The 11790-nt window shown below is 65.8% G+C and carries 11 protein-coding genes; 4 read left to right on the top strand and 7 right to left on the bottom strand.

Going from position 1 to position 11790, the window contains the following annotated elements; translation table 11 throughout:
• Positions 1-27: 27 nt before the first annotated feature.
• Genes ACIQF4_RS12375 through ACIQF4_RS12360 form a run of 4 tightly spaced genes read right to left on the bottom strand, consistent with a single transcriptional unit; the run spans position 28 to position 4721 of the window.
• On the bottom strand, positions 28-1470 hold the full coding sequence (locus ACIQF4_RS12375) for a GH1 family beta-glucosidase (protein ID WP_400515834.1): 1443 nt from the start codon (positions 1468-1470) through the stop codon (positions 28-30).
• A complete protein-coding gene (locus ACIQF4_RS12370; RefSeq protein ID WP_350001241.1) occupies positions 1470-2390 on the bottom strand; it encodes a carbohydrate ABC transporter permease in 921 nt (306 codons plus the stop codon). Before ACIQF4_RS12370 ends, ACIQF4_RS12375 begins: the two co-directional genes overlap by 1 nt.
• Positions 2387-3403 carry a carbohydrate ABC transporter permease gene (locus tag ACIQF4_RS12365; RefSeq protein WP_231455783.1) on the bottom strand — a complete coding sequence of 339 codons (1017 nt, stop codon included), beginning with the start codon at positions 3401-3403 and terminating at the stop codon, positions 2387-2389. The genes ACIQF4_RS12370 and ACIQF4_RS12365 overlap by 4 nt, the downstream gene beginning before the upstream one ends.
• A gap of 58 nt (positions 3404-3461) precedes the next feature.
• A complete protein-coding gene (locus tag ACIQF4_RS12360) occupies positions 3462-4721 on the bottom strand; it encodes an ABC transporter substrate-binding protein (protein ID WP_400515935.1) in 1260 nt (419 codons plus the stop codon).
• 226 nt (positions 4722-4947) lie between these two features.
• On the opposite strand from ACIQF4_RS12360, the gene radA reads away from it, so the two are divergent.
• Positions 4948-6321, top strand: a complete 1374-nt coding sequence (gene radA / locus ACIQF4_RS12355; protein WP_104185665.1) for a DNA repair protein RadA — start codon at positions 4948-4950, stop codon at positions 6319-6321.
• Between the two features lie 117 nt (positions 6322-6438).
• Here radA and ACIQF4_RS12350 read toward each other — a convergent pair whose 3' ends face one another.
• On the bottom strand, positions 6439-6711 hold the full coding sequence (locus ACIQF4_RS12350; protein WP_231455781.1) for a hypothetical protein: 273 nt from the start codon (positions 6709-6711) through the stop codon (positions 6439-6441).
• Between the two features lie 119 nt (positions 6712-6830).
• Here ACIQF4_RS12350 and ACIQF4_RS12345 point away from each other — a divergent pair, with 119 nt between their 5' ends.
• Complete coding sequence (locus tag ACIQF4_RS12345) at positions 6831-7349, top strand: NUDIX domain-containing protein (protein WP_400515833.1); 519 nt, start codon at positions 6831-6833, stop codon at positions 7347-7349.
• 224 nt (positions 7350-7573) lie between these two features.
• Here the strand turns inward: ACIQF4_RS12345 and ACIQF4_RS12340 are convergent, their stop codons facing one another.
• Both ACIQF4_RS12340 and ACIQF4_RS12335 read right to left on the bottom strand, forming a co-directional pair.
• Positions 7574-8818 (bottom strand): beta-ketoacyl-[acyl-carrier-protein] synthase family protein, encoded by a 1245-nt coding sequence (locus ACIQF4_RS12340; RefSeq protein WP_400515832.1) that lies wholly within the window; start codon positions 8816-8818, stop codon positions 7574-7576.
• Positions 8819-8823: 5 nt separating this feature from the next.
• Positions 8824-10437, bottom strand: a complete 1614-nt coding sequence (locus tag ACIQF4_RS12335) for a peptide chain release factor 3 (RefSeq protein WP_231455777.1) — start codon at positions 10435-10437, stop codon at positions 8824-8826.
• A gap of 260 nt (positions 10438-10697) precedes the next feature.
• Between ACIQF4_RS12335 and ACIQF4_RS12330 the strand changes: the two genes are divergently transcribed.
• Complete coding sequence (locus ACIQF4_RS12330; RefSeq protein WP_400515831.1) at positions 10698-10907, top strand: hypothetical protein; 210 nt, start codon at positions 10698-10700, stop codon at positions 10905-10907.
• A gap of 141 nt (positions 10908-11048) precedes the next feature.
• On the top strand, positions 11049-11555 hold the full coding sequence (locus ACIQF4_RS12325; RefSeq protein ID WP_400515830.1) for a 2'-5' RNA ligase family protein: 507 nt from the start codon (positions 11049-11051) through the stop codon (positions 11553-11555).
• Positions 11556-11790 lie beyond the last annotated feature (235 nt).

The raw sequence follows: 11790 nt of genomic DNA, 5'->3' as shown, positions 1-11790 counted from the left end.
GCTGGCACAGGTGCCGGGAAGTTCAGTTTAGGCGGGCAGGAACGCAGGCGGTTGGGACGTGCCCTGCCGTGCCGCGGCGATCAGCCCGGCGTAGGCCTTGCCGCTGTCCTTGACGGTGCGTTCCAGCGTGCCGTAGTCCACCCGGACAATGCCGAAGCGCTTTCCGTAGCCCCAGGACCACTCGAAGTTGTCCAGGAGGGACCAGACAAAATACCCGCGCACGTCGGCGCCCTGGTCTATTGCTTCGCTGACGGCAGCCACGTGCTCCAGGATGAACCCGGTCCGCTCTTCATCGTGGACGGCGCCGTCGGGGCTGACAATGTCCTCATACGCTGCTCCATTTTCGGTGATGTACAGCGGTGGCAGCGAGGGGTACTCCTCCCCCAGCCGCACCAGGAGTTTCCGGAGCCCGTCAGGGTTCACTTCCCAGCCCATCGCCGTCCGCGGCAGCCCACGGCTGGGAAATGCGATGTCCTCCGAACCGATCCATGGTGAGGCGGAGTCACGTTCCGCGCCGCCGGAGTGGCCGTCGCTTCCGGCATCGTCTGCATGGCCGCTGATGAGGTCATCGTGGTAATGGTTCACACCGAGGAACTCCAGCGGCGCGCTGATGACCTCCAGGTCGCCCGGGAGAATCAGGTCCTGGAGGCCGAAGGGGGCGAGGTCCCGGAGGGAGTCTTCCGGATAAGCTCCACGCAGGATGGGATCGAGGAAGATCCGGTTCTGCAATGAGTCGAAGCGGCGTGCGGCCTCCAGGTCCACAGGGTCCTGGCTGTCCCGCGGAATGGAATTGCTCAGGTTCAAGGTGATGCCCAGGTGCCGGGCACCGCGCCCACGCAGGGCATGTACTGCCAGCCCGTGGGCCAGGTGCTGGTGGTGCACCGCGGCGATGGCTGCCGCAGGCTCCTGCCGGCCGGGGGCATGCACTCCGGAGCCGTACCCCAAGAGGGATGAGCAGAAGGGCTCGTTGAAGGTGGTCCAGTGCTGGACCCTGTCCCCCAGCGCCGAGTAGACGTCGTTGGCGTACTCCACGAACCTGTACGCGGTGTCCCGGTTGGCCCAGCCGCCCTTTTCTTCGAGGGCCTGCGGCAGGTCCCAGTGGTAGAGGGTGAGCCACGGCAGGATCCCTGCTTCAAGAAGCTCATCCACCAGCCGGGAGTAGAAGTCCAGCCCTTCGCGGTTCACCTCCCTGTCCCCAGGGCGCACCCGCGCCCAGCTGGTGGAAAAGCGGTAGGAGTCCAGCCCCAGCTCTTTCATCAGCCGGACGTCCTGGGGCATCCGGTGGTAGTGGTCCACTGCCTGCTCAAGGTTCTCGCCGCGGGCAATCGCTCCGGGGATCCTCGCGAAGTGGTCCCAAATGGAATCTTCCTTGCCTCCTTCGTGGCCGGCGCCTTCTATCTGTGCGGCCGCCGTCGCCGACCCCCAAATAAAGCCCTCGGGCCATTGCCGCCTGTAGGTAGGGTGCTGCATTAGCCCTTCACTGCTCCTTGCATGATTCCTGAGATGAGTTGTTTGCCGGCCAGTGCGAAGAGCACCAGGAGCGGCAGGGTGGCCAGCACCGCTCCGGCGAGGACCACGGAGTAGTCCACGTAGCGGGCTGACTGCAGCTGGCTGAGCGCCGTCTGCAAAGTGGGATTGCCGGCGTCGAGCACCAGCAGCGGCCAGAGGAAATCGGTCCAGGCCGTCATAAAGGTGAACAGTCCCAGGATGGCCATGGCGGGACGGGCGGCGGGCATGGCAACGTGCCAGAACGTGGAGATCATGCTGGCCCCGTCCATCCTGGCGGACTCGATAAGTTCATCCGGAATGACGTCCACCAGGTACTGGCGCATAAAGAAGACGCCGAATGCGGTCACCAGCGTGGGCACCACCACGGCACCGATTTCGCCGGTCCAGCCAAGGGTGCGCATCACCATAAAGAGCGGGATGATGCCCAGCTGGGTGGGGATGGCCATAGTGGCCACCACCATGAGCATGAGCCCGTTCCGGCCCCTGAAGCGCAGTTTGGCGAATGCGTAACCGGCCAGGGTGGAGAAGCCCACTACGGAGACGGTGATGATGCAGGAAATCAGGACACTGTTTCCGAGGGCGAGCCAGAACGGAATGGTGTCGAAGACCTCGCCCACGTTGGTCCAAAAGTTTCCGCCCGGCAGGAGTGGCGGCCAGGTTTCGCCGAGTGCCTCGTTGGAGCGGCTGCCGATGACGGCGGACCACCACAGCGGGTAGGCCGAGGACACCAGGAAGGCGAGGAGCAGGCCGTAGGTGAGGAACCCGGGCTTTTCGCTGGAGCCCGTAAAGCGCTTTCGGAAAGTGGCCGGGCGGCCGGCAGGCGTCTTCCTGCCCGGCAGCGTGCCGGCCGGCGCGGGAGGCGCCCCCTCGATGATGCTCATCGCGTAGTCCTTTCAGCACGTTCCCGGGCCCTCCGGATTGACCGGGAGGGCTTAGCGGCATCGGCAGTGGCGATGCGCCGGGAGATGAGGTAGTTGATGACACCGAACAGCACGATGATCAGGAACAGCAGCCAGGCGATGGTGGACGCCTTGCCGAAGTTCTGGCGCTGGAAGGCCATTTCCCACAGGTAGAGGACAGTGGTCTGGAACTGCCGCTGGGAGCCGCCGGCGCTGGCGGGATCAAAGAGGCGGGGTTCGGTGAAGATCTGCAGGCCGCCGATGGTGGAGGTGATCACCACGAACACCATGGTGGGACGGATGCTCGGCAGGGTGATGCTGAAGAACCTGCGCAGGGCTCCGGCACCGTCCAGGGCCGCCGACTCGTACAGGTCGCGGGGAACGGCCTGCATTGCCGCCAGCAGGATGAGGGCGTTGTAGCCGGTCCAGCGCCAGTTCACCATGGTGGCGATGGCTATGTGGCTGGGCAATGTCTCGTTCTTCCACATCACTGGATCGAGGCCGAAATTCCCCAACACATTGTTAATGAGGCCGTACTGCTCGCCGAACATGTTGGTGAAGATCATGGCCACCGCCACCGGAGTGACGATGTAAGGCAGGAGGACGCTCATCCGCCAGAAGGTCTTGGCCCGGAGGTTCTGGTCCAGCACGGCGGCAAGGAAGAGCGCCACGGCCAACTGCGGTATCGCGGAGAGCAGGAAGATGCTCATGGTGTTGAACAGGGAGTTCCAGAAGAAGCGGTCCTGCAGGACTTCCGCGAAGTTCTGCAGGCCTACGAAGTCGCCCTGGCCCTTGAGCAGGTGCCAGTCGAAGAGGCTCACCACGAAGGTGTAGACCAGCGGGAACAGTCCCACCAGCGCGAAGAGGATGAAGAACGGGGCGATGTACAGGTAGGGCGAGGCCTTGACGTCGAAGACGTTCAGCCTCTGTTTGAAGGTGGGTTTGGGCTTGATGGCCGCTGGTTGTTTAGCGGGGCGGTTCAGGGTGGTTGTCATTGGGCTCTTGCCCTCCATCGGGGGGCCTCCCGGACGGGAGGCCCCACAGCGGGTGGTGCTAGTTGTTTACGACCAGGTCGTTGAGGAGGGTCAGCGCTTCGGACCAGGCCTTGTCTGCGTCAGCGGTGCCGGCGTCAAGCATCTTCAGCGCCGGGCCGAAGACGTTTTCCTGGATCACCGAATCGTCCGGTCCCTTGAACTGCGCCACTACGCCCTTGGCCCGGTTGGCGAGGATGACGCCGGTGGGGGCGTTGTTGAAGACAACGTTGGGGGCGGCATCTGCCACCAGCTTCTCCTGAGCCTTCAGCGTGCTGGGGAAGTTGTTGGCGGCAGCTGACTGCTTGACCTGCTGTTCGGGTGCCGTGAGCCAGGCTGCGAGCTTTGCGGCCTCGGCCTGGTGCTTTGAGGTCTTGGGCACGGAGAGGAAAGCTCCGCCCCAGTTGGAGGCTCCGCCGGGGAAGACGTCGGCGAAGTCCCAGCCGCTTTCCGTGCCGCCGCCCGCTGATTCCAGCTGGCCCTTGATGGTGCCGAGCATCCAGCCCGGGCAGACGAAGGTGGCGAAGGAGCCGTCAACAAAGGCCTTGCCGTTGCCCCAGTCCCACTGGGTCTGGTTCGCTGAGAGACCGGCAGCCGTGCCGGCGGCAAGCATCTCGAACTTGGACTTCATCTCCGAGTTTCCGTCGACGTTCAGCTCCCCGTCCTTGGTGTAGTAGCCCTCTTCCATCTGGTTCACCATGGAGTTCCAGACGAATCCGGACTGGTCGTACCAGGCTTTGCCGGTGGCTGCCTTGTACTGTTCACCGAGTTTGAAGTAGGTTTCCCAGGTCGCGTCCTCGCCGCCGAAGAGCTTCGCCACTGATTCCCGGTCGCTGGGCAATCCGGCGGCCTCGAAAAGCTTGCCGTTATAGCAGAGGCCCTGGGGGCCGATGTCCGTTCCGTAGCCAATAACGCGGCCGTCCGGGTCGGTGCCCTGCTGGAACTTCCAGTCCACCCAGTTGTCCTTGAGATCCGCTGCACCGTGCTCGTTCAGGTCCACGAACTGGTCCGAAACCTCCATGATGGAGCCCAGCCAGCCTTCCTCGATGGCCACGACGTCGCTCAGGCCGGAACCGGCGGCGAGCTTGGTGAAGGCGTCGGTGCGGGCATTGGACCCGCGGTCAATATTGGTGGCCTTGACCTTGACGCCGGGATTGGCCTCCTCGTATTCGGCGTAGAGATCGTCATAGCCGAAGGTCCCGAAGGTGGTGACCGTGAGCTCAACGGGATTGTCAGCGCTTGCTGCTTGTTCCGAACTGCTGCTGCAGCCGGTGGCCATCATGGCGATGGCTGCCACGCCCGCGATGGCGGTCGCTGTGTGTCGGCGTACGAATTTCAACGTCACTCCTTTGTGGGAACTTCCGGCGCTGAGAGAGCGCTCTCTGGCAAGTTCCTCAACTGTAGGCGTGGCGCGGATCACTGTCAAGAGAGCGCTCTCTCGAGCGCGCAGTTAGCCCGCGATGACCACCGGGCGGTGATTGTCAGTGCCCGCCGCTAGGGTGGAACCCATGGCAACAAAGACTTCCCGGGCCTCCAAAGCGCCCGCCTACAAATGTGCTGAATGCGGCTGGACCACGGTCAAGTGGGTGGGCCGGTGCGGCGAGTGCCAGGCGTGGGGAACGGTTGAGGAGACCGGCGCTGCCGTTGCGCGTACGACGGCGGCCACTACAGTTCTGGAGCCAGCCCGCCGTATTGCCGAGGTGGACGCCACCACGGCAGCGTTCCTGCCTACGGGCGTCGATGAACTGGACCGGGTGCTGGGCGGCGGACTGGTACCGGGTGCCGTCATCCTGCTGGCCGGTGAACCCGGCGTGGGCAAGTCAACCCTGCTGCTGGACGTCGCGGCCAAGTTCGCGCGGACCGCTCAGGACGTGCTCTACGTGACGGGTGAGGAATCCGCGGCCCAGGTGAAGCTCCGCGCCGAGCGGATCGACGCCGTGGCGGAATCGCTGTACCTCTCCGCCGAAACGGACCTGGGCCAGGCCTTGGGGCAGGTGGAGAAGATTGAGCCGCGGCTGCTGATCGTGGACTCGGTGCAGACCCTCAGCAGCGCCGACGTTGACGGCAGCGCCGGGGGCGTCTCGCAGGTCCGCGAAGTGGCAGCATCCATCATCGCGGCCGCAAAGCGGCGGAACATGACCACCCTGCTGGTGGGCCACGTGACCAAGGACGGCTCCATTGCCGGGCCGCGGCTGCTGGAACACCTGGTGGACGTGGTGTGCCAGTTCGAGGGCGAGCGGCATTCGCGGCTCCGGCTGCTCCGTGCGGTCAAGAACCGCTACGGACCCACGGACGATGTCGGCTGCTTCGACCTGAACGAGGACGGCATCCAGGGCCTGGCCGATCCCAGCGGGCTCTTTGTCAGCCGCACCAAGGAACCTGTCTCCGGCACCTGCATCACGGTCACCATGGAAGGCCGGCGTCCGCTGCTGGCCGAGGTCCAATCCCTGCTGGCGGAGAGCCCCAACTCCCAGCCGCGGCGGGCCACCAGCGGACTGGATTCTTCGCGCGTTTCCATGCTGCTGGCCGTCCTGCAGCAGCGCGCGGGAACGCTGCTGCACAAGGATGATTCCTATGTAGCCACTGTGGGCGGCGTGAAGCTCAGCGAACCGGCCACGGACCTGGCGGTTGCCCTTGCCGTGGCATCGGCGAAGGCGCGCAAGCCGCTTCCCATCCGGCTGATCGCTTTCGGCGAGGTGGGCCTGGCCGGTGAGGTGAGGCCGGTGCCGGGCATCAACCAGCGCATCCAGGAGGCCCACCGGCTCGGGTTCACGCACGCTGTGGTACCCGCCAGCCACGCCGGGCCGGGGCCCATACCGGCCGGGTTTTCCGTGCGGGAAGTGGAGCACCTTACCGAGGCTTTGAGCCTGCTGATTGGCTAGCGGCTTTCTGATTGGCCGGCAACGCCTGTTTGTCTCATGCCTGTTTATTCGCGGGTGACACTGGCGGCGACTGGTGGCCGCTATGCGCCCCTGATGTCCGTGCCTGTGCTGCGTTTGTCAGCCGTTGTGGCGCGGCAAGGAATCGGGATCGTCGCGGCGGGAGCCCTGAAGCCAACCTGACACATCACTGCGCAGCACCAGGAGCGGCCCTCCGGTTGCGTTCACGTTGCCCGTGGGCACGTAGTAGCCGCGGCCGGAACCCGGACCGCCGGCCGCCCGGTCCAGGGCGTCAACCAGGTGCCGCGGCAAGTGGCCCTGCGGACCAAGGCTGTGCAGCTCATCAAGTTCTTCCGGCGTCAGATGTCCCAACACCTCGGCAATACTGGCCATGACGGGTCCCTTCGAGCAGAGTGCCTGAAGGAATAACCTAAAGCAGCGCCGTGAACTGCGGGTTAACGTTGGACGGCAGCTTCAGTTCGTGCGTGAAAATTCCAGCTACAGGAGGACAAGTGCCCGTTCGCAGTGCAGGGATCCTGCTCTACAGGCTGGCCGCACCCAACGGCGTCGAGGGGGCATCCCGGGACCGCATGCCGGAGAGCCTGGACGGGCTCGAGGTGTGGATCGCCCACATGGGAGGGCCGTTCTGGGCCCGCAAGGACGCCCACGCCTGGTCCATCCCCAAGGGCGAATACACGGAGGGCGAGGATCCGCTGGCCGCGGCACTGCGCGAGTTCGCCGAGGAGATGGGCACCCCAGCACCAACCGCCGACTACCTCCACCTTGGCGAATTCCGCCAGCCCTCCGGCAAGGTCATCACCGTCTTCACCGCCGAGCAGGACTTCCAACCGGAAACCATTTCCAGCAACACGTTCCCGCTGGAGTGGCCCAGGGGATCAGGCCAGATCCGGCACTACCCGGAAATTGACGACGCCCGCTGGTTCCCCGAATCCGAAGCCGGGCTCAAGCTCGTGAAGGGCCAGCTGCCGGTCCTGGATGCCCTTGTCCGCCATGTCCGCGCTGACCCCTAGTAGGGTGGCACCCGCTACTGGTCCTTGCACCCGTGAGCGCCCGGGTGTGTTGTCCACATGCGGGTGCAAATGTACTCGCTGTGAGATTCAAAGCGCATTACCACTGTTCCTGGCCGGCATGCGGGTGGCGCCGGCACGCCGGAACGCAGCCGGGACGCCGTAGCGTCCCAGCGTCGGGGCACTGTTCCGGCGTCCGGGGCGCACAACATCCGGGGGCGCAGGAGCTAAGAGCGGGTGATGACCAGGGCAACGCTGTGCCCGCCGAAACCGAAGGCGTTCACCAGCCCGGCCGGGCTGTAACCCGGCTGGAGGCGGTGGGCATCCTCGGTAACAACGTTGAGGTCCACCTCGGGGTCCACTTCCTGGACGTTGAGGGTGCCGGGAAGCACGCCTGTCCGCAGGGCTTCAACAACCACGACGGCGGCCAGCGCGCCCGCGCCGCCCAGGAGGTGGCCGGTGTGACCCTTTGTGGACGTCACCGGAACCTCAGGGCCGAAAATTGCGTTGATGGCCTGGCCTTCAAGCTTGTCCCCCACCGGGGTGGACGTGGCGTGGGCGTGGACAAAGCCGATGTCCCCGGCAGCCAGGCCGGCGGATTCGAGGGCCTTCTGCATGACCCGCCGCTGCATGGCGGGATCGGCTGCCACGATGTCGTTGGCGTCGGAGGTTACCGCTCCGCCGGCAACGGCCCCCAGCACCCCGGCGCCGCGCGCACGGGCGTGCTCTTCGCTCTCAAGTACCACCACGGCGGCGCCCTCGGCGAGGACAAAGCCGTCGCGGCCGCCGTCGAACGGGCGCGATGCACGCTGCGGGTCATCGTTGCGGGTGGACAGTGCGCGGATCTGGGAGAAGCCCGTGATCACCAGGTCGTTGACGGAGGCGTCAACACCGCCGGCAATAACGACGTCGGCGGCACCGGAGCGGATCATCTCGGCTGCCTGGACAATTGCTTCAGCCCCGGAGGCACACGCGCTGACCGGCGTCCGGGCGCCACCGCGGGCACCGAGGTCGATCGACACCCAGGCGGCCGGCCCGTTGACCATCAGGCGGGTCAGTGTATGCGGCGAAACCTTGCGCGGGCCTGAAGCTGCCAGCGTCCGGTCCTGCTCCAGCGTGGAACCCAGCCCGCCGTACGCGGAGCCGATCACCACGGCAAAACGCTCCGGATCCACCTCCGGGGCGCCGGCCTGGGCCCAGGCCTCACGTGCTGCGATCAGCGCGAGCTGCCCGCAACGGTCCATGCGCTTCATCTCGCGGGTGCTCAGGTGCTCCGAGAGGTCTGCGGTAACCTGGCCGGCAATCTTTACCGGCAGCTGGCCGGTCCAGTCGTCCTCAAGCGCTGCGATGCCGGATTTGCCCGCCACCAGGCCGGCCCAGGTCTCGGACACGGTGGAACCTACCGGATTGATGGTTCCGGCGCCTGTGATGATGGCGCGGGGCTGAACTGCGCTGTTTGGGCCTGCGTTCACGGTTCCTACTTTGCGGGGTTGTGGGTGCCGATGGGCACGAGGGTGAGGTCCGGGTGGTTCTTCTCAATGCGGCGCAGGGCCCAGACGTCGTTGAACAGGGCGAGGTACTCGCCGTCGGACCGCAAAAGCACCTCGGCGCCGATGACGTTGGCGAGCGCCGGCATGGCCTCCGCTGTCGAGATCCTTGCCAGGGAGTAGGGCAGGCGTTCCAGCCGCATGGGGGCGCTGAAGTCGTGCGCCATGCGGTCCTCCACCACCTCGAACTGCATGGGGCCGACGGCGGCAAGCACCGGAGCCTGGTCGCCGCGGACGTCCGAGCGGAGCACCTGGATGACGCCCTCGTGTTCGAGCTGCTCGATACCGCGGCGGAACTGCTTGAACTTGCTGGGGTCCTTGGAACGGGCCACCTGGAAGTGCTCGGGAGCGAACAGCGGGATGGCGGGATACTCCACCGGCCCCTCGAGGAAGAGGCTGTCTCCCACACGCAGGGAGGACGCGTTGACCAGCCCCACGACGTCGCCGGGGTAGGCCTCGTCAATGACTTCGCGTTCCCGGCCGAACACCTGCTGGGCGTACTTGGTGGCAAAGGACTTGCCCGTCCGGGTCTGCGTGACCACCATGCCGCGCTCAAAGACGCCGGAGCAGACGCGGATGAAGGCCACATGGTCGCGGTGGGCCTTGTTCATGCCGGCCTGCACCTTGAAGACGAAGCCGGAGAACGGGGATTCCACCGGGCGGGGGTTGCCGTCAACGTCCGGACGGGGGGCTGCCGGCGGAGCAAAATCCACCAGCGCGTCCAGCAGTTCCTTGACGCCGAAGTTGAGCGCGGCGGAGCTGAACAGGATGGGGGTGGCCTTGCCGGCGTGGAAGGCCTCGACGTCGAACTCCAGGTTGGATTCGATCACCAGTCCTGCCTCGTCCACGGCGTCCGTCCAGTTGCTGCCCTGGCTCTCCGCAGCTTCCTCGGGGGTGAAGTATTCGGTGAGGGCGATCTGCGCACCGGCGTTGTTGCGCTGGAACCGGGCGAAGCGGTCGTTGCGGAGGTCCCAGACGCCGCGGAAGTCACCGGAGATGCCCACGGCCCAGGTCAGCGGCATGGGCTGCAGGCCGGTGCGTTCGGTGATTTCGTCCATCAGGGCCAGTGCGTCCAGGCCGGGCCGGTCCCACTTGTTGATGACGGTGATGATGGGCAGGTTGCGCTGCTTGCAGACCTCGAACAGCTTCATGGTCTGCGTTTCCAGGCCCTTGGCGGCGTCCACGAGCATCACGGCGCAGTCGACGGCGGCCAGCACCCGGTAGGTGTCCTCGGAGAAATCGGCGTGGCCGGGTGTGTCCAGCAGGTTGATGACGGTGTCCCGGTAGGAGAACTGGAGCGCCGCCGAGCTGATGGAAATGCCGCGGTCCTTTTCCATCTGCATCCAGTCGGACACGGTTTCCTTGCGGTTGGCCTTGCCGCTGGAGGCGCCTGCCGTGCCGATCACCTTAGCGTGCAAAGCGAGAGCTTCGGTCAGGGTGGACTTGCCTGCGTCAGGGTGGGAGATGACAGCAAAGGTCCTGCGGCGGCCGGCCTCTTTGTGAATACCGGAGATCCGGGCGGGGGTCAGGACATCTTGGGACACGGTGCTACTTTCGCTGCGGTTGGGACTACCCGGGCGCTGCCTGATGAGGCACTGCGGCGTTGGGGCCGGGGGAAACGGGCTGGCAAACAGCCAAGTTCCAGTTTATCGCAGGGCAGCAAACCGGCTGCGGGCGCCGCTTAACACCCGCGAAACCGGACGTTCAAGGCCGTGAAACGACATCCCGCTAGCGTGGCCGCATGATGACCAAAGACAACGCGGCGCGGGACGGTTCCCCCTGCCGCGCGGAAAGGACCTGAACGGTGCAGGGCGTCTCCTTTTCCGGCAACCTCTTCTTCGACCCCCTGGCCTCGGGACTGGCCGCGGCCGGAGCCCCTGATCCGGCCCGCCCGGCAGCCGAGCACCGCCGGCGGGGAATCCAGACTGCGGCCGAGCAAAAAGCGCTCAGGGCGGCGTCGCTCACGAAAGTCAGCAAAGACCTGGAGCGGATGCTGCGGCAACGAATGCGCTGACGCGGTTCCCGCAGCCGGTGCGCAGTCGGCGCGCAGTCCGGGCGCAGCCTTAGGGCTGGCCGGAGCGTGCCGGCCGGAGGGCCGGCCGGACTGACTTGGCCGGACTGAGCTGGCTGGCTGGCTGGGCGGCATGATGGGTGGATGCAGAGCATTGAACTGACCTTCGCGGATTCCCTTGATTCCGCAATCAGGGCTGACTGGGCAAGGCTCGCGGAAGCCGGAATCCCAAGCCTGGCAGGACATACCTCGCCCAGCAACAGTCCACACATCACCCTTGCAGCCGGCGCGGACATGAATGTGCCGGACGCCCTGGAGGATCCCTGGGAGGGGCTGCCGCTGGACATCAGCTTTTCCGGCGTCCATATCTTCCCCGCGCGGACCGGAACGTATGTCCTTGCCCGCTCCGTGGTGGTGACCCGCCAGCTCCTTGAACTGCACCGCGTCCTGCATGAAGGCATTTCCGGGGCCCTGCCGCTGACCCGGCCGGATGCCTGGACACCCCATGTGACCCTTGCCCGCCGCGTCCCCGCGCACCAGCTCGGGAGTGCGATGGACCTGCTTGACCTGCGCCTGGCTGGCCGCTGCACGGAAGCCCGCCTCTGGGACAGCAACACCAGGACGCTGACTCCACTTTGGAACCCGGCCTAGGGCAGCCGGATCAATCCGCCTGCCCAACCCCTCCCGCAGTGGCACCAAAAATGCCCGCCCAGCCATCCGTCGTCGGACGCGTTCCGGAGCCCTGTTCCCGCACTCCCTAATGAGGCACTTTAGGGCTTGCCCGTACGGAAGACGCGGTTCCTTGCCCCTATCATTGAGCTTGCGGGAAACAGAGCATTTTCTGGTCCTGCCGGCAACCTGCTGAAGCCGGCAATCCTGCGGGCCG

The sequence above is a fragment of the Pseudarthrobacter sp. NPDC092202 genome (assembly GCF_044755505.1).
In the GTDB taxonomy this organism is placed as follows: domain Bacteria; phylum Actinomycetota; class Actinomycetes; order Actinomycetales; family Micrococcaceae; genus Arthrobacter.
This window is presented reverse-complemented; position numbering and strand designations above follow the sequence as displayed.